Source organism: Pseudoalteromonas sp. MMG012, assembly GCF_018100875.1.
Taxonomy (GTDB): Bacteria; Pseudomonadota; Gammaproteobacteria; order Enterobacterales; family Alteromonadaceae; genus Pseudoalteromonas; species Pseudoalteromonas aurantia.
Genome location: NZ_JAGJEF010000009.1, coordinates 24,254 through 42,985, shown reverse-complemented (window position 1 = coordinate 42,985; position 18,732 = coordinate 24,254). Strand labels below are relative to the sequence as shown.

Genomic DNA, 18,732 nt, shown 5'->3' with positions numbered 1-18,732 from the left:
TATATTCACAATCTCGTATGCTTACGTTTACGTAAACTGTATCATTTCGTATTTTTAATTTACTTTTTTGTCATAATGACACTGGTGTCATGTTGGTTTTTTATTCTTTAAAGTCGATTTTAAAGGTTTTTTTACATTTTGGTTAACTTGTCTTACCAATGAGAAATATTCATGTTCGTGAATATATATTCATAAATGTATTGACTCAGTTTTAAATCCCCGCTAATTTTGAATATCGGCCAGTAATAACCGTCAGCAGTTTAATCCACTGGCAGGGGTAGCAAGGGGAGGAGTCCATGTTATATGACTCAGCACTAGAAAAAGACAATTGTGGCTTTGGTTTGATAGCGCACACAAGCGGTCAAGCAAGCCATAAACTCATTAGAACAGCGATCACAGGGTTGGATCGTATGCAGCATAGAGGTGGGATAGCCTCTGATGGGAAAACCGGTGACGGTTGTGGTTTATTACTACAAAAGCCAGATAGCTTTTTCCGTGCCATAGCAGCAGAAAATGATTGGCGCTTGGGTAAAAACTATGCCGTAGGCATGATGTTTTTAAACCCAGATAAAACTTTAGCAACGCGCGCTAAAGACGTTATTAATGAAGAGCTAGAAAAAGAAACATTAACCTTAGTTGGTTGGCGAATAGTGCCAACAGATCCTTCTATGTTGGGTCCGATTGCTCAACAACAGTTACCAATATTTGAACAAGTTTTTGTGAGCGCACCTGAAGGGTGGCGTCCAAAAGATCTTGAACGACGTTTATATATTGCGCGGCGTCGCATTGAAAAACGACTAGAAGCAGATAAGCAGTTTTATATTTCAAGCTTGTCGGGTTTAGTGACGGTTTACAAAGGCTTGATGATGCCGGTCGATTTACCAAATTTCTACTCAGATTTGGCTGATATGCGCATGACCAGCGCGATTTGTGTTTTTCATCAACGTTTTTCAACAAACACACAACCACGTTGGCCGCTTGCGCAACCATTTCGTTATTTGGCGCACAATGGTGAGATCAATACTATTACAGGTAATCGGCAGTGGGCGCGCGCGCGCGCATATAAATTCTCATCTCCTTTATTGCCAGACCTCCAAAATGCGGCTCCTTTTGTCAATGAAGTGGGTTCCGATTCATCCAGTTTAGACAATATGCTTGAGCTATTTTTAGCCGGTGGAATGGACTTATTTAGAGCGATGAGGATGTTGGTACCTCCTGCATGGCAGAAAAATAGGGCAATGGATGAAGATTTGCGCGCCTTTTATGACTTTAACTCGATGCATATGGAGCCTTGGGATGGACCAGCCGGTATTGTGATGTCGGATGGTCGTTTTGCAGCCTGTAACTTAGATCGAAATGGTTTACGCCCAGCGCGTTATGTTATTACACAAGATGGTTTTATTACGCTCGCTTCAGAAGTCGGTATTTGGGATTATGCTGCAGACGAAGTCGTTGAGAAAGGGCGGGTCGGGCCGGGTGAATTGTTGGTTATTGATACACTACATGGCAAAATTTGGCAGTCGGATGAAATCGATCAAGACCTTAAAGCACGCCACCCTTATAAAGCGTGGTTAGAGCAAAATGTAAAACGTTTGACCCCGTTTGAACAGCTTGACGAGCAGCAGGATACGGGTCAGCGCAGTTTTGATAAGGTGACGTTACAAACGCATCAAAAATTGTTTGGTTATAGTAATGAAGAGCTAGATCAGGTTTTGCGCGTGATGGGTGATAATGGTCAAGAAGCAACCGGTTCTATGGGAGATGATACCCCATTTGCGGTTCTTTCCGAAGGAACTCGTGCGTTATATGACTATTTCAGACAAAAGTTTGCCCAAGTTACAAACCCACCGATAGACCCATTACGTGAAAATCACGTTATGTCGTTGGCCACCTGTATTGGTCGAGAGCAAAATGTATTTAACGAGACAACAGGTCATGCTAAACGTCTCCAATTTGACTCACCGATATTAACATATTCAGATATGCAGCAGCTTAAAGAAGCGGATGATGCACATTATAGCGCTTGCTGTATTGATTTAAACTATGCGCCTGAAGAAGGCTTGAAAAACGCAGTTAAGCGGATCTGTGATGAGGCACAAAAAAGTGCTAAGTCAGGGTGTGTGATGGTTATTTTGAGTGATAGGAACACAACGAAAGATACCTTGCCAGTACCAGCGGCAATGGCTGTGGGCGCAGTACAGCAAAGGTTGGTCAATACTAATTTGCGATGTGATGCCAACGTCATTGTAGAAACGGGCAGTGCGCGAGATCCACACCATTTTGCGGTGTTACTTGGTTTTGGCGCTACAGCAGTTTACCCTTATTTAGCTTATGAATCTTTAGTTGCAATGTGTGACGATAAAGTCATTAAGAAAAGTTATCGGGAAGTCACGATATCGTATCGTACAGCGATAAATAAAGGGTTATACAAGATAATGTCAAAAATGGGCATTAGTACCATCGCTTCATATCGTTGTTCTATGTTATTTGAAGCGGTTGGATTGTCTAATGAACTCGTTGAACTGTGTTTCAAAGGGGTTGCGAGCCGAATTCAAGGTGCGTGCTTCGATGAATTTGAATCAGACCAAACAAAGCTGCACAAACTGGCATACAGTAAACGTAAGTTATTGAGTCATGGTGGCTTATTAAAGTTTGTTCATGGTGAAGAGTACCATGCTTATAATCCAGATGTCGTGAGTACGTTACAAGTTGCTGTACGCTCGGGAAATTATGCTGACTATCAAGTATATGCGAATTTAGTAAATAATCGACCGGTTACCAATCTACGAGATATGTTAGCGCTTAATATGGCACAACAGTCAGTCTCAATTGAAGATGTAGAACCTGCCACAGAACTTTATAAACGGTTTGATTCTGCGGCAATGAGCATTGGTGCACTTTCTCCTGAAGCTCATGAAGCTTTGGCAATTGCAATGAACCGTTTGGGTGGATGTTCGAACTCAGGTGAGGGTGGAGAAGACAAATTACGCTTTGGCACTGAAAAGAACTCGCGTATCAAGCAAGTTGCGTCTGGACGCTTTGGTGTAACACCTCACTATTTACAAAGCGCTGATGTGATTCAAATAAAGGTTGCGCAAGGGGCAAAACCTGGTGAAGGTGGACAGCTCCCAGGGGAAAAAGTTACCCCCTATATCGCTAAGTTAAGATACTCGGTACCTGGGGTGACGTTGATTTCTCCACCACCGCATCATGATATCTATTCAATTGAAGATTTAGCCCAACTGATTTTTGATTTAAAACAAGTTAACCCTAATGCGATGATTTCAGTGAAATTGGTATCGGAACCAGGTGTTGGCACAATTGCAACAGGTGTGGCAAAGGCTTATGCCGATTTAATCACGATTGCGGGCTATGATGGCGGGACAGGCGCTAGCCCACTCACTTCTGTCAAATATGCAGGCAGTCCTTGGGAGCTTGGGTTAGCAGAGACACAGCAGGCATTGGTCGAAAATGGCTTACGTCATCGTATTCGGTTACAAACAGATGGTGGTCTAAAGACGGGCCTCGATATTATAAAAGCAGCAATTTTGGGTGCAGAAAGCTTTGGCTTTGGCACCGGTCCGATGGTTGCGCTTGGGTGTAAGTACTTGAGAATTTGCCATTTGAATAATTGTGCGACAGGTGTAGCGACACAAGACGATACATTACGACAAAAGCACTATCATGGTTTACCTGAAATGGCGATGAACTACTTTAAATTTATCGCGCAAGAAGCGAGGGAGATCATGGCTCAGCTGGGAGTTACCAGACTGGTTGATCTGATAGGCCGAACAGATTTATTGGATATGATCGAAGGCAAAACAGCGAAGCAGAGTAAGTTGGACTTATCTGACTTGTTAGCGAAACCTAATAATCCAACAAATGAAACACTGTATTGTTCAGCCCCGAATATTTCACATTATCAGGGTAAGTTGAATGAACTGTTGTTAGACAAAGCAAAGCAAGCAATTATTAATAAAAGCGGTATTTCGCTAGTGAATCGGATTGCCAATACTGACCGTTCTGTCGGTGCGATGTTGTCTGGCTATATTGCCAGTATTCACGGAAACCAAGGAATGGCAGCTGATCCAGTTGCAGTTGAACTTCATGGCACTGCGGGTCAGTCATTTGGGGTTTGGAATGCGGGTGGCCTTGAGTTAACTCTTGTTGGCGACGCAAATGATTATGTTGGCAAGGGAATGGCTGGTGGGAAATTAGTCGTGCGCCCACCTATGGGGTCAAGCTTCGCAAGTCATCAAGCCACAATTATAGGTAATACCTGCTTGTACGGTGCAACGGGAGGGAAATTATATGCTGCCGGCAGAGCTGGCGAGCGCTTTGCAGTCAGAAACTCGGGTGTCCATGCCGTTGTAGAAGGATTAGGAGATAACGGGTGTGAATATATGACCGGCGGTGTGGTATGTGTTCTGGGGCAAGTCGGCGTTAATTTTGGCGCGGGTATGACCGGAGGTTTTGCATACATTTTAGATGAAAGTGATGACTTTACTAAGCGTATCAACCCTGAGTTGGTGGAAGTTGTTAGTTTACAAAACTTAGTCTCTCATCAAGAGCATTTGCGCGGCATGATTGCTGAACACTTAGATTTAACGTGCTCTTCAAGAGCTGAGCAAATCTTAGCTAACTTTGAATTGTACTTACCAATGTTTAAGTTGATTAAGCCTAAATCTAGTGATGTTAATAGCTTACTTGGTCATAGAGCACGCAGCAGTGCTGAACTTCGTGTTCAGGCTCAATAGGGGGAAGTATGAGCGAAAATGTGTATCAGTTTATTGACGTACAACGAGTAGACCCGAGAAAAAAACCAATTTCTACTCGAAAGCAATCATTTGTTGAAATTTATGAACCATTCTCAACAAATCAAGTTAACTCTCAATCGGACCGTTGCTTAGATTGTGGTAATCCGTATTGCGAGTGGAAGTGCCCAGTACACAATTATATTCCACAATGGCTAAAGTTAATTCGTACCGGCAGGATAATTGAAGCGGCGGAATTGTCTCATAGAACAAATAGTTTACCGGAAGTATGTGGCCGAGTGTGTCCGCAAGATCGCTTGTGTGAGGGCGCATGCACACTCAATGAAGAATTTGGTGCTGTGACTATCGGTAATATTGAGAAATACATTACAGACACGGCATTTGCACAAGGCTGGAAACCAGACATGTCGTATGTTGTGTGGACAGACAAAAAAGTTGCTGTTATTGGCGCTGGTCCTGCTGGATTAGGCTGTGCAGATATACTCGTGCGTAATGGCGTTAAACCGGTGGTGTTTGATAGAAATCCTGAAATAGGAGGATTGCTAACTTTTGGGATACCATCTTTTAAGCTTGAAAAGTCCGTCATGGAGAAACGCCGAGAAATTTTCACTGAAATGGGCGTTGAGTTTAGATTAAATACCGAGATTGGCACTGATATTACCATGGATGATCTCCTTAGTGAGTACGATGCGGTATTTGTAGGCGTTGGGACATATCAGAGTATGCGCGGTGGTCTCGAGAATGAAGATGCGATGGGTGTTCATGATGCTTTGCCATTTTTAATAGGCAATACCAATCGTGTTATGAGCTATGACGAGTCTAAGCAACCTTATATTGATATGGCTGGCAAAAAAGTAGTGGTTTTAGGAGGGGGAGATACAGCGATGGATTGTGTACGAACCTCGGTACGTCATGGTGCTACAAAAGTCACCTGTGCCTATCGTCGAGATGAAGAGAATATGCCAGGCTCTCGACGTGAAGTAAAAAATGCCAAAGAAGAAGGTATTGAGTTTCAATTTAATGTTCAGCCAAAAGGGATAGTATTAGACAGTAACGGCAATGTGGCTGGTGTGAAAATGATTAAAACGCAGCTAGGTGATGCGGATGAAAATGGTCGTCGTCGGGCTCAGGAAGTGGAAGGCTCTGAACATGTTTTAGATGCTGATGCTGTGTTGGTTGCATTTGGATTTAAACCACATAGCTTAGACTGGTTATCACAGTATGATGTGCAAATTAATAGTTGGGGCGGCATAGAAGCACCGGAACAAGGCGCTTATACCCACCAAACTAGCAACCCAAAAATATTTGCAGGAGGGGACGCTGTGAGAGGCTCAGATCTCGTTGTGACTGCTATTTTTGAAGGGCGCAACGCAGCGGAAGGTATTTTAGATTATTTAGAAGTTTAGTTTGTACTACCCTGGAGACAATAAGGCCCTTAATTGGGCCTTATTTTTTGTATTCACAAATTGGCTTGGCTGGTACTGTTTGGTGCTATGCGCTTTGCACTAGGAGTAACTCTTCAGCACTGGCTTTTGTTGTATCACTTATTTTATTTCCTCCGATAAGCCGCGCTATTTCAGCAATGCGCTTAGAGTGTTCAAGGGCTTCCATAGAAGTAAACGTTTGCCCATTTTTCACTGTTTTTGCGACAAACTGTTGTTGATGTCCACTACAGGCGACTTGCGGTAAATGTGTTACACAGATCACCTGGGTAGAGTCTCCGAGTTGTCGTAGTAGTTTACCAACTTGTGAAGCTGTGGGCCCAGAGATCCCTACATCCACTTCATCAAAAATAAGTGTCGGTGTTGTCACTCGTTGTGCAATAATAACTTGGATTGCCAAGCTAATCCGAGAAAGCTCGCCACCAGACGCCACTTTGCCAAGTGGCTGTAAAGGTTGCCCTGGGTTTGTTGAGACTAAAAACTCAATGTTATCAAAGCCTGAGCTATTAGGTTTTTGTTGTGGCATTTGTTGTAGTTCAATTGAAAAACGACCATTGTCCATTGATAGCGAATGCATGCTTTGAGAAATTAAAGCATTGAGTTTGGCTGCTGCTTTACAGCGACTGTCGCTTAATGAACGTGCAGCGACTTGATATGCATGTAATGAATCTGCTATCTCTATTTCTAAGTCATCAATGCGTGCAGAATCTGAGCTGATACTTTGTAACTCATCGCATAACTGCTGATGAAACTCATACAGTTCCTGAGGTTTTATATGATGTTTTCGAGATAAGTCCATAGCTTGAGAAAGCCGAGACTCGACATCTTGCAGGCGCATGGGGTCTTGTTCGATATTTTCGCTATAGCTACGTAGCTCTCGACATGCCTCTTCAACTTGCACGGCTGCTTCATCAAGCATTTGTGCTATAGGTTCTAAAGCTTGGTCGTAACCAGTTAAATCAACAAATTGTTGCACACTTTGCTGTAACTGGCTTAATACTGTTTGTTCATCTCGTTCATATAAGTGTTGTAACTCTCGTTGACACGTCTCAATAATTGTTTGGCTATTACTGAGTTTACTATGTTCGACTTCGATAGCTTCATACTCATCCTGTGTGATTGCAAACTCGTTCAACTCGGCCACTTGATATTCAAGTAATTGCTGACGTGCGGCCTGTGCATGTTGTTGCTTTAGCAGCTCGCTATGCTCACGTTGTAATTTATTGAAGTGAATGTACTGAGTTCTGACTGCATTAATGAGTGGCGTGTGGCCAGCATAAGAATCCAATAGATGCAGTTGGTGCTCTGGTTTAAGTAGTAACTGATGGGCATGTTGGCCGTGAATTGAAATGAGGTACTGACCAAGCTCTCTAAGTTGGCTGGCAGTGACAGAAATGCCATTAATATAGCTTTTACTGCGGCCAGTTTTACTAATGACTCGACGTAAAATACAATCTTCATCGTCGTTGTTAAGCATATGCTCAGATAAAAACTGTTGTGCAATAGGAAGCTGGCTAATATCAAAATGAGCACTTATTTGTGCTTTATCGGCACTTGGACGAACCGCGGCAGGATCAGCACGTTCACCGAGACATAACGATAAGGCATCTATTGCAATTGACTTACCAGCACCGGTTTCACCAGTGATGGCAGTCATACCAGCGTGCCACTCGATATTGAGGGCACTTACGATAGCGAAGTCATTGACTTCCAAATTGGTTAACATACTGTGTATCCAAACAGTTATTTACTGTTAATTTATACAGTGTTTATAATAAATGCAACCTGAAAATAGATTTTATTAAGTCGTTAACCTAAATTATTGAGCTATAGCCGCAGCCTCTTGCGTGGTGTCTTTCTCTGTCTCTTGTTCACTCTCTAATTGCACAGCATCTTGGCCGTCAGTAGGCTCTTCACTTTGCGGTTTACTAGGGCCTTGGTCTGGGGTTTTTATCATGACAATTAATGCAGGTAGAATCTCATGATAGAATTCTTTATTAAAGGCAATCCCCGAGCTAGGGAGTTCAGCAACAAAATACTGTAACTGGTCGGCGAGCAAGTCAATATTGCCCGTTTCACGGCATTTGTTTAATTCAAAAACCACAGACATAACAAACTGCTCGGCAACACGCTCAAGTTGATCAAGATTTTCTTCAGTATGAGGCTGAACAACGAAAAAATTACCGACAATAGCGTTAATTTTAGGTGAGTATTTTGGACGCAGTGCTTTTGCGTCAACAAACTCTGCAGTTCTAGATTTAAATTGAGATGTGATATTTTTTAATCGGTCATTGAATATTTTTTTCTCAGCGTCTCTGGCCTTTTTACGATTATTTTCAATAACCACATAGACACCTAATAAGGTAATAAGTAAGACCAAGGTAGAAAAAACAATGTAGCTCATAATTCTTATAATTTCCTAATTTAGAAAAATGCTAATTTGCTATTGTGCGTCATCTCTATAGCATTAGTAAAGCCTACTACCCCAATTTAATTTTTGTCTAAGAACATTGTAGTAGGAATATGATTTCGGGTGGATTAAGCGTAATTTTTTATCTGCTTTTTTTATCACTACTTCATCACCGGGCAATACAGCCAGTACTACGTGACTGTCACAACTTACTTGTAAACTGTCAGTATTTGATAAACTTAGTTTGAGCCTGACTTGCTTATCTGCATCCACGACTAAAGGTCTGCTTGAGAGTGTATGTGGAAACATAGGCACCAACGCCATTGCATTGAGCTCAGGTGTTAAAATTGGCCCACCGCCTGATAATGAATAAGCTGTAGATCCTGTTGGTGTTGATACTATCAGTCCATCGGAACGTTGAGAAAACACAAATTCATCATCAATGAATGCTTCAAACTCAATCATATGCGCGACTTTATCGGCATGTAAAACCGCTTCATTAACCGCAGAATTAGCACTTTTTAATTCCGCATGGCGGTAAACTTCAACTTCGAGCAGAAATCGAGACTCGGCAATAAACTCACCTCGTAACACGGCTTCAAGACTGGCTTCAAACCCATCAGGGCTCAAATCGGTGAGAAAGCCTAAGTTTCCGCGGTTTACGCCAATAACAGCAACATCAAAGCGTGCTAATACTCTTGCAGCACCTAGCATATTACCATCGCCACCTACGACAATTGCTAAATCACATAAACGACCTAATTCGACAAGTTCTGTTAATGAATTGTTGTTTATGGCGTCAATTTGGGCACCGACGCGAGATTCTACTAAAACCTCGTAACCTAATGCTTGCAAAAAGGTATATAAGCGTTGTAATGTCAACGCGGCGCCTTCATGGCTTGGTTTGCCGATTAAACCTATGGTTTTAAAAGGTGATGTCATCTTTATATAGCCCTTGTTCTTTATAGCGCAAGACTAACTGAAATCTTTGCTACTTGAAACTGACAATTAACGTCACCATTAAAATAATATGAAAATTACAGCACGTGACCAACAAATCTTTACAGCCGTTATGAGTCTTTACTGCGATAGCGAAGGTAGTCCCGTTGCATCGAGTAAAATAGCCAAGCAAAAAGGCATGGTCGTATGTTCTGCAACGGTTCGAAATGTGATGGCAAGGCTTGAGCGAGAAGGGCTATTATATTCACCTCACACGTCAGCTGGCCGAGTGCCCACTGAGGCAGGTTTTCGATACTGGTTTGAGGAATTTTTTGAACTAACAAAAGTAGGGGCTTATTGGCAGCCACAACAAACGCAGCTGGTTGAGTTTGCCCATGGTTTAAGTCAAAAGTATCAAGTGTGTTGTTGTGTAGGCTTGCCGCAGGCGAGTTCTCGATTGGTATTTAGGGTTGAGGTTTTAGGCTTTGATAGTATGACTTGGCTTGTGTTATTGATTGATAAGGCAGGGCAGTCTCATAATATTTGTATTAGAAAGCCAGAAAACGATACCGATGCACTACGTTACCAATTTGCCGCGTGGATGAATACGGTATTTAGTCAACAAACGCTGATCGAAGGCCTTTATCGAATGAAGGCAATGGCAAACTGTGCTCCGCCACAGTGTCATGATCAACTGGCGCAATGGACTCGAGAGCTGAATCAACAGTTGGGTACAGATAATAGCATTGTCGTTGGAGAGCGATATTTATACCAAGGCCTTGAGCTCGAGGGAGAACTCAATATTGGGGTGCCATTTTTACATGAGGTGGAAGACCGGCTGGCATTCAAAAATGGCATATCAGTTCTCTATGCCAACGAACTTAACACTCTAAATATTGAAGACTCCTTAATCTTGAGTTTGCCTTACTTTACTGAGGGTGAGTATCAGAGTCGCTTTTGTATAATTTGTCCAGTATATGCGCCCATAGAAGCAATCATTGGAGAATTTTCTAAAATTGAGAGTTTTGGGACTTGAATCTAAGAATTCAATCCCCATAATTAGCCACAATTGTAAAGAATCGGAGAAGTTTTACATGTCTGAGCAAAATAATGCCACTGAACATGAGCAAGAAATTGTAGAGCCAGTTGAGCACGTCGACTCAGTTGAAGAAGTTGAAGTAAACGAAGTTGAAGCTGAACTAAGCCCTGAAGAAGAAATAGCGGGTCTATACGCTGAGCTTGAAGCAACTAAGCAGCAAGTGATTGATCAAAAAGATAGTGTTGTCCGTGCTGCGGCTGATATTGAGAATATGCGTCGTCGCGCAGCTCAGGATGTTGAGAAGGCACACAAATTTGCTTTAGAAAAGTTTGCAAATGAGCTTTTACCTGTCATTGACAATTTAGAGCGTGCGATTGAGTTTTCAGATAAAGAAAATGAAACGCTGAAGCCCGTTCTTGAAGGCATCGATATGACATTAAAAAGCTTTGCAGATGCAGTCGCTAAGTTTGGTGTTGAGACGGTTAACCCTCAAGGTGAAACGTTCAACCCTGAATTTCATCAAGCGATGTCTATTCAGCCAAGTAATGATGTTTCACCTAATACAGTACTTGCCGTTATGCAAAAAGGCTACACCTTAAACGGACGCTTATTGCGCCCAGCAATGGTTATGGTGTCTAAAGAAGCTGAATAAGTATTGAAAAAGATATATAACTAGGCCGGTTCTCCGGCCTTTTTTGTATCTGGTCAAAAACGTCGGTGTTGAATTTGACATAGCCCAGCGAGTATTACAGCTGAAAACATCAGTGCAGCGAATGGAATAGTATTTTGTGGTTGTATGAGCGCGAGAAGAGGACCTACTAATGTGCCACTGCCAAACCGTAGTGTGCCGATCACAGCGGTTGCCGTTCCCGTATGTTTTTCAAATGCAATTAAGATGAGTGCATCAGCATTACTTGCTGTGATCCCTAAGCTCATCATAAGCGGTGCAATTGCACTGGCAAGTACCCACACAGATACACCGTAAATACTAAGCACTAATACAGATATCCCTGAAACTAAACCAATTAATAGGCCAATATAGAGCATTTTTCTGGATCCAATCTTGGGAACGAGTCTGGTATTGAGAAAGTTACCAAACATCAAGGCAATTATATTCAGCGCGAAGAGCATTCCAAATAATTGCTCAGATACTTGATAGTAGTCTAGATAAATAAATGGGACAGATGTTAAAAAACAAAAAAAAGCAAATGATACGAGCATTGACGTTAATATATCGTGGCGAGATGATCTATTAGAAAAAACAGTCAGATAGTTGCGAGTAAAAAAATGAAGTGTCATTTTATCGTTTGTAAACCGAGGGACATCAATACTGACAGTGAGTGTAATGATAAGTATGGTAATAGCATACCCTGTTAATACAAAGAATATGGCACTCCAATGCCAGACAAGCATCAACACAGCACCGAGTGAGGGGGCAACCAGTGGGGCAACCATCATGATCATAGACACATACGACATGCCCTTGGCAGTGTTTTCTTTGTAATAATGTCTAATTACGCCAGGGACAACGACAGAGGCTGCGGCGCCAAAAAAAGCTTGGAGGATTCTTAATATACAAAAAACTTGAATGTCCTGTGTGATTGCAAGTGCTGCAGAGGTCATTGCAAAACCGAGTAACCCAATTTGAGTAAGACGAGTTCGTGAAAACCTATCGGCAAGTGGGCCAAAAACCATCATCCCAAGCGCATATCCACCTAAGTAACTGCTTAAAGAAACCTGAACGTTTTCCAGGTCGGTGTTAAGATCAGATGCAATCACCAACATGGCTGGTAAATATAAATCAATCGCCAGAGGTGTTAGTGCCACAATACTTGCGAGCAAAGGTAATAAGAATCGGCCGAGAGGGTGTTCTAGAGTCATTGGTTATGCTTCATTTTCACACGGTTTTCAATAATAACAAATTTTCCCTAAATTAGGTTGATATGAGGTGAATGGTTTTAAGGTTTTAACTTTTTGGCAATTAAAGATAAATTGGCGATTCAGGTGTCTGAATGCATAAAAAAGTATGAGCTTACCGCTTGAGTCAAATCATAGATGTTTTAAACTAGAGCAATAAATGACATAACTTGGATAATAATATGAAACAAATACTGTTGATCGTCGGAATTGTTTTAGTGATTGCAGGGTGTAAGACTTCACCGACAGGCCGGACTCAAATAGCACTTTATTCAGATCAAAAAATGAATGAAATGGGATCGGCGAGTTTTGAACAAATGAAGAAAGAGCAAACAATAGAAGATGATCCTGTAACAAATGCGTATGTAAAGTGTATAGCTAATCATCTTATTGCTGAATTACCCAGTAATTATGCAAACCAGCAATGGGAAGTGGTCGTATTCAAGGAACCAAGTGCAAATGCGTTTGCTTTACCGGGAGGTAAAATTGGGGTGCACACAGGCTTACTTAAGGTGGCAAAAAATCAGCATCAATTAGCAGCAGTCATGGGACATGAAGTTGGTCATGTAATTGCAGAGCATTCAAATGAGCGAGTATCTCAGAATAGCTTGTTGCAATTTGGTCTTCAAGCGAGTAGTACCGCGCTGCAAATGGGGAATGTTGAGTACCGAAATGCAATTATGCAGGGGTTGGGACTGGGTGCACAATACGGTGTGGCTCTACCATTTGGACGAACCCACGAAAGCGAAGCGGACGTAATAGGACTTGAACTCATGGCAAAGGCGGGCTTTGAACCTGAAGGGTCGGTAGCATTATGGGAAAATATGGAAGCGGCATCATCGGGGAACCGTCCACCAGAGTTTATGTCAACGCACCCAGCTCCACAGAGTCGCATTGATAACTTAAGCTCGAAAATGGGAGGAGCGTCACAATTAAAAAGAGCGGCATGGCAATTGGGTAAAAAACCTCAGTGCATGTAGGTTGAACTACCTTTAGAAATTTTACTTTGTACTTTTGTCAGCGCAACCTGTGCTTGTGTAAACTCAAATCGAGCAATGAGTGTTTTAAGTTCATCGAGTTCTTCGGAACTTAAATACTCATTGCAGGTTAATTGCAAAACAATATCAGAGGCATTGGTATCAAACTCTTGCAATGCTTGAGCAAGCTTTTCTAAAATTTGTATTGAGTCAGGTTCATGCTCTGTGCCCGTATTATCATGCAGCTGCTGAGCAATTATTCGAGGGCATAGTACCAGTGCTCTGCGAACAAACTCTATCATCGCGTCAATGTCATCTATGTTAACAGTCATCGTTTTTAACTGACTTTCTAGCGATTTTGCTTTGTCTGTAATGAAGTATATTGACAAGTTTGCTGCTGCGCCTTTAATAGCATGTAGGATGTTTGCGGCGAGATCATAATTTGCAATGGCGACAGCTTGCTTGAGGTTTATAAGTTCCTCCACTTGTTGTGATAAAAAGGTGGTGAGGATATTGAAATATATTTTTTTATTTCCAGCAGCGCGTTCTATACCTTCTTCAATGTTAATTCCATTTATAAGTTGCTCAGAGGATGCCTCGTCGAGGGTATCAAATGTAGCTTCATCTGATGATGAGATTTGTGTTTGAACTGTATTGTCAGGCTTTAGAGGAGAGGCATATTGTTGAATTTTACTTATCATTGTGGGCACATCGATGGGTTTTGCGATATGGTCGTTCATACCGGCGTTAAGGCATTGGGAAATATCTTCCTGCATTGCATTGGCAGTCATCGCGATAATTGGAAGATCACGTTCGTTTTTAAATTTGCGAATTTCTTGTGAAGCTTGAATACCGCCCATATTGGGCATTTGCATATCCATTAAAACAATATGGAAGATATCTTCTTTGAGTCGTTTTAAGGCCTCAATACCATCGTTTGCCACTGTAACGTTCGCACCATAGCTTGATAAAATTTCGACTGCTATCTCTTGATTTACAGGCTGGTCTTCCGCTAATAGTATAGTAATATCTGCTAAGCAATGAGGATGGCTGGCTATTTTGTTTTTCTGTGCGCTCTCGTGTGTATAAGTCCCTAAGCAACCGGCGAGTGTATCAAATAAATGAGAGGCGCTCACAGGCTTTAATATCACCCCATCAATTATTGACTTTTCGTGTTCTTTTAGCTCGAGTTCTCTACCATAGGCGGTTGTTAATAACACCTTGGTTTGATTGAGCAGTTGTCGTTTGTTTAGTATTTCAATGGCTGTCAGACCGTCTAACTCCGGCATCTGCCAATCTATAATCATAGCATCATAAGGATGCTTAGCTTTGATGATCATATTAATTGCATCGGTGGCATTGGATGCACAAGATACAGACGCATTCATGTTACTGAGCATGCCGAACAGAACTTCTTTAGCGTGTTCGTTATCGTCAACAATTAAAATCTTTCTAGGCCCATTGAGGCGGGGTACATCTTTGTTCGTGATTGTTTCATTGAGAGGAAACTCTAGCGTGAAAGAGAAAGTTGAGCCCTGACCATTAGAACTCTCGACATAGATCTCGCCTCCCATAAGTTTGACCAGTTGCTGTGAGATGGTTAAACCCAAACCTGTGCCGCCATATTTTCTGGTTATTGATGAGTCGGCTTGAGAAAATGACTTAAAGAGTTTTTTCTGTTGTTGGGGGTTCATGCCAATGCCGGTATCGATAACAGAAAAAGTGAGTTTTGAAATTTTTTCCGTTGTTTCAAGTTGGCGAATTTGGATGGTGACTGTGCCTTGGTCTGTAAACTTAACAGCGTTCCCAGCTAGGTTGATTAAAACTTGACTTAGCCTTAAAGCGTCACCTGTTAGGTCATTAGGAATGTGTTGTGGTACATCAAAAATTAACTCGAGCCCTTTTTCCTGTGCTTTGATGGCAATGATGGCTGTCACGTTATTTAAAAGTTTGTCTAACTCAAATGGGGTATTTTCTATTTCAACTTTACCCGCATCAATTTTTGAGAAATCTAGAATGTCATTTATTAGTCTGAGTAGTTGTTTTGCAGCCACATCGATTTTATGCACGTAATTATGTTGTTTAGGATTTAGATCCGTATTTAGTGCTAGATGAGCCATCCCTATAATCGCATTCATAGGGGTGCGGATCTCATGGCTCATATTCGCTAAAAACTCCCCTTTGACTTGTGCAGAACGGTCGGCCACTTCTTTAGACGCAAGCAGCTCTCTTTCTAGCTCATTTCTTTGCGTCACATCAAGGAACATACCCACAATACCAGCGACTTGGCCCTGGCTATCAAAGAAAGGGGCTTCATAGACGATGAGTTCAACGGCATTGTCGTGCCCATCTAGTGTAATGAGTTCGTAAACAACATTTATTTGATTTTGGAATATGGTTTGGGCTTGATCATAAAATAAGCTGGCGGTTCCAGAATCAAACACATCGTTAAGTGATGATCCGATAACATCGACTTCGAATTGATTGAGAAACTGTAAAAACGCTCTATTAACGCCCATGAATGTCCCATTTTCATCTCGGTAGTATGTGGGATTCGGAATTGCATTAACGATATGATGAGTAAGCTCTAGCTGTTGTGAGAGTGCAGTTTTAATTTCTTGTTGCTTTAAATTATGGCTGCTAATCTCCATCGAGACAGCAAGCTCACGACTAATTTGATCTAGTCCATCAAGTTGCTCATCACTTAATTTGAACACACAGCCAATGTATAAGATGCCTATACAGCGATCACTAACTAGCAGAGGTAATAAATGAATTTCAGCTAACTGTAGCGGCTGCTCTTCGAGCATAATGATAAAGTTCTGGTCAGTTGAGGATAAGTGTTGGCGTTGACTTGTTTTTACGGTTGCTTTTATATAAGGAGATGTTTCGTCAAAACAAGGTTTTGCTCCTGTAAAGTCGAACAATTGAAAGCGGTCTTCTTTAATGGTGAAAATACCACAACTTGGCGCTTGATATTCTAATGCAACAAATTGAAGTGACTCTTTAACCACATCATTAAATAGATTCTTTCCCCGTAATGACGTGCTGTATTTTTCGATGCTGCTTGCAGCATGAATTTTACGATTTAACTGGTTAAGTGTACTATTAAACTCGCGGGCTAACGTACCTAATTCACCGGGTAAATTAGGGGGAAGTTGTAAGGCATAGTTTTTTTTGTTACCAGACTCAGCGATGGCTTTATGTATTTGCCTCAACGGCAGGAAATAGCGAACTCTGAGCATGATGTAAGATATTAAAAACATTAAGAATATGAGTGTAAAACAGGCGATTAAAAGCATTTTATTGAGGTTGGTTTGTTGAGTTAACGCGTCTCTGTGAAGGCTTTTTCTTATGCCTATTACATTACTAGCATGGGCTATTGCATTCATGATTTTTGCTTTTTCTTTTAAATATGGTTGGCCAAACACAATATTTTGCGCTGCAATTTTCCCGCTGTGAGTGTCAGACGAAATAAGGGCAAATGCTTGCTCTTCGAGTTTCACTAATTGTTCTGATGTTTCAAGTGCAATGGTGAGGTTATATATTTCTTCTTGTTGAATGCCTGTGTTGGCCATACGCTCAATAATGGAAGGGTGGCTTTTCTCATCTAAAGAATTACTGAGGTGTCTAACAGAGCTTCTAGCTAAGTTATCCCAGTAATTAATAGGATCTTTTGGGGGGGCAAAGTAACCATTTCGAACGGCCAAAACATGATTGAATAAAATAAGCCATTGAGGTTCACCTGTTACTGAATAACTGCGCGCATAGCTTGTCAGTAAATCAGAACTTAACTTCAGCTCACTGGTTAAATTTTGTAATGTATTGATTGCGCTGAGGGTACGAATTTCTTGTTTTGATATATGAAAAGAGTACAGCATCGTGCTGAGCAACAGTATCAACAAAAAGCCCATTGAATAAAACAATAAGTTAACTAACAACTTCGCTCTCATTTAATAACTTTTACTTTTTAAATGCCCTGACCTAAACCATAGTCCGCAATACATTTTTCACAAGAAAACGATAAAGATAGCATGTACTGAGCAATCAGAATGTATTTGGCTATACTTCTATTCATTAGACTTAGGGAAATAGTATGTTTGATATATTAATAGTGGATGATATTGCGGAAAACCTGCAGGTGTTGCAGCTTATTCTTAAATGTCCACGTTTTAGAATTAGAGCGGCGACAAGCGGACATACGGCGTTGCAATTAATTGACAATCAAACCCCCGATTTAATTATCACAGATATTAAAATGCCGAAAATGAGTGGGGTAGATTTATGTCGAATATTGAAGTCAAATAAGGCCACATCACATATTCCAATTGTATTTGTCAGTGCATATACAGATACCGAAAATATTGTTGAGGCATTAGAAGTTGGTGGTGTCGACTATATAAGTAAGCCTTTTCGACCTGCTGAAATTAATGCCCGGGTAAATACTCAAATAAAACTGCTTGAAGTTAATGCGTTGCAAGTTAAACGCCAGCTGTCGGATGCATTGAACAAAATGGTGATAGGTGTCGCCCATGAAATCAATACGCCTTTAGGGACGGGGATCACTGCGGTTTCCCATTTGTTAGCTTTGACACGCGAATTAATAGATGCATTCGAACAACAAACATTATCACAAAACATGCTTTGTGACTCACTGATTCAGTCATGTGAGAGCATTAAGTTGTGCGAGAGAAGCTTAGGTCGAGTTGCTGAGTTTGTTAATTTACTAAAAACGATATCAAAAGCTGAGTCGCCAGCACAGCCTGGCCGGTGTGACTTTGTGGAAGTGATGGATCAATTGGTTTCACAGTATTGTATTGATGATACGGGCGTTGAGTTTAAATTGACTTCTCAAAGCAAAAATATGCCTATGTCTTTGGATGCCAATTTGGTGCAGTTAGTGATGAGCAACATTATAGAAGACTCAATCTGTCATGGCCTTGTGGATAAAAAAGGACCCATAGAGATTAAGTTTGCCGTGGATCATGAATTGTTAGAGATTCAATACTGCGATAATGGTGTTGGGCTTATTGACGTAACTGTGGATGAGTTACTCAAGCCTTTTGTTACATCTCGCCGTGGCAATTTAGGTCATGTAGGATTGAGTGCGCCTGTGGCAGCTAATATTATCAGTGGCGCATTAGAAGGTGAATATAGCGTAGCCAGTACGGAGCGTGGTCTGCAATGGGTTATTCGGTTACCCATTGTAAATTTGAGCTAAATCAAACTACTT

The 18,732-nt window shown here is 41.4% G+C and carries 11 protein-coding genes; 6 read left to right on the top strand and 5 right to left on the bottom strand.

Annotated elements, in window-relative coordinates; translation table 11 throughout:
- Nucleotides 1-296: 296 nt before the first annotated feature.
- On the top strand, nt 297-4,757 hold the full coding sequence (gene gltB, locus J8L97_RS04905) for a glutamate synthase large subunit (protein WP_211048095.1): 4,461 nt from the start codon (nt 297-299) through the stop codon (nt 4,755-4,757).
- A gap of 8 nt (nt 4,758-4,765) precedes the next feature.
- Nucleotides 4,766-6,181, top strand: a complete 1,416-nt coding sequence (locus tag J8L97_RS04900) for an FAD-dependent oxidoreductase (RefSeq protein ID WP_192507905.1) — start codon at nt 4,766-4,768, stop codon at nt 6,179-6,181.
- A gap of 85 nt (nt 6,182-6,266) precedes the next feature.
- Here J8L97_RS04900 and recN read toward each other — a convergent pair whose 3' ends face one another.
- The 3 genes from recN to nadK form a co-directional block, all read right to left on the bottom strand.
- Nucleotides 6,267-7,943, bottom strand: coding sequence for a DNA repair protein RecN (gene recN, locus J8L97_RS04895; protein ID WP_211048094.1), 1,677 nt, complete (start codon nt 7,941-7,943; stop codon nt 6,267-6,269).
- Nucleotides 7,944-8,036: 93 nt separating this feature from the next.
- Entirely contained in the window at nt 8,037-8,621 is a 585-nt protein-coding gene (locus J8L97_RS04890) for a hypothetical protein (protein WP_211048093.1), read from the bottom strand.
- A gap of 63 nt (nt 8,622-8,684) precedes the next feature.
- Nucleotides 8,685-9,569, bottom strand: a complete 885-nt coding sequence (nadK, locus tag J8L97_RS04885; RefSeq protein ID WP_192507902.1) for an NAD(+) kinase — start codon at nt 9,567-9,569, stop codon at nt 8,685-8,687.
- Nucleotides 9,570-9,657: 88 nt separating this feature from the next.
- Between nadK and J8L97_RS04880 the strand changes: the two genes are divergently transcribed.
- Both J8L97_RS04880 and grpE read left to right on the top strand, forming a co-directional pair.
- Nucleotides 9,658-10,602 (top strand): HrcA family transcriptional regulator, encoded by a 945-nt coding sequence (locus J8L97_RS04880; protein WP_210996927.1) that lies wholly within the window; start codon nt 9,658-9,660, stop codon nt 10,600-10,602.
- Nucleotides 10,603-10,660: 58 nt separating this feature from the next.
- A complete protein-coding gene (gene grpE / locus J8L97_RS04875; RefSeq protein ID WP_192507901.1) occupies nt 10,661-11,257 on the top strand; it encodes a nucleotide exchange factor GrpE in 597 nt (198 codons plus the stop codon).
- A gap of 53 nt (nt 11,258-11,310) precedes the next feature.
- Here the strand turns inward: grpE and J8L97_RS04870 are convergent, their stop codons facing one another.
- Nucleotides 11,311-12,486, bottom strand: a complete 1,176-nt coding sequence (locus J8L97_RS04870; protein WP_211048092.1) for a Bcr/CflA family multidrug efflux MFS transporter — start codon at nt 12,484-12,486, stop codon at nt 11,311-11,313.
- Between the two features lie 218 nt (nt 12,487-12,704).
- On the opposite strand from J8L97_RS04870, the gene J8L97_RS04865 reads away from it, so the two are divergent.
- Nucleotides 12,705-13,502 (top strand): M48 family metallopeptidase, encoded by a 798-nt coding sequence (locus J8L97_RS04865; protein ID WP_192507899.1) that lies wholly within the window; start codon nt 12,705-12,707, stop codon nt 13,500-13,502.
- Here J8L97_RS04865 and J8L97_RS04860 read toward each other — a convergent pair.
- Entirely contained in the window at nt 13,490-17,452 is a 3,963-nt protein-coding gene (locus J8L97_RS04860; RefSeq protein WP_211048091.1) for a response regulator, read from the bottom strand. The genes J8L97_RS04865 and J8L97_RS04860 overlap by 13 nt on opposite strands.
- 143 nt (nt 17,453-17,595) lie before the next feature.
- Here J8L97_RS04860 and J8L97_RS04855 point away from each other — a divergent pair, with 143 nt between their 5' ends.
- The gene (locus J8L97_RS04855; RefSeq protein ID WP_210996922.1) at nt 17,596-18,720 is read left to right on the top strand and encodes a response regulator; all 1,125 of its coding nucleotides are present in this window, start codon (nt 17,596-17,598) and stop codon (nt 18,718-18,720) included.
- Nucleotides 18,721-18,732: the final 12 nt, after the last annotated feature.

Bases quoted from the DNA above. Each gene is read 5' to 3' on its own strand.
- J8L97_RS04870 (WP_211048092.1), bottom strand. From the start codon at position 12,486: ATGACTCTAGAACACCCTCTCGGCCGATTCTTATTACCTTTGCTCGCA.
- recN (WP_211048094.1), bottom strand. From the start codon at position 7,943: ATGTTAACCAATTTGGAAGTCAATGACTTCGCTATCGTAAGTGCCCTC.
- J8L97_RS04890 (WP_211048093.1), bottom strand. From the start codon at position 8,621: ATGAGCTACATTGTTTTTTCTACCTTGGTCTTACTTATTACCTTATTA.
- gltB (WP_211048095.1), top strand. From the start codon at position 297: ATGTTATATGACTCAGCACTAGAAAAAGACAATTGTGGCTTTGGTTTG.
- nadK (WP_192507902.1), bottom strand. From the start codon at position 9,569: ATGACATCACCTTTTAAAACCATAGGTTTAATCGGCAAACCAAGCCAT.
- J8L97_RS04865 (WP_192507899.1), top strand. From the start codon at position 12,705: ATGAAACAAATACTGTTGATCGTCGGAATTGTTTTAGTGATTGCAGGG.
- J8L97_RS04880 (WP_210996927.1), top strand. From the start codon at position 9,658: ATGAAAATTACAGCACGTGACCAACAAATCTTTACAGCCGTTATGAGT.
- grpE (WP_192507901.1), top strand. From the start codon at position 10,661: ATGTCTGAGCAAAATAATGCCACTGAACATGAGCAAGAAATTGTAGAG.
- J8L97_RS04860 (WP_211048091.1), bottom strand. From the start codon at position 17,452: ATGAGAGCGAAGTTGTTAGTTAACTTATTGTTTTATTCAATGGGCTTT.
- J8L97_RS04900 (WP_192507905.1), top strand. From the start codon at position 4,766: ATGAGCGAAAATGTGTATCAGTTTATTGACGTACAACGAGTAGACCCG.
- J8L97_RS04855 (WP_210996922.1), top strand. From the start codon at position 17,596: ATGTTTGATATATTAATAGTGGATGATATTGCGGAAAACCTGCAGGTG.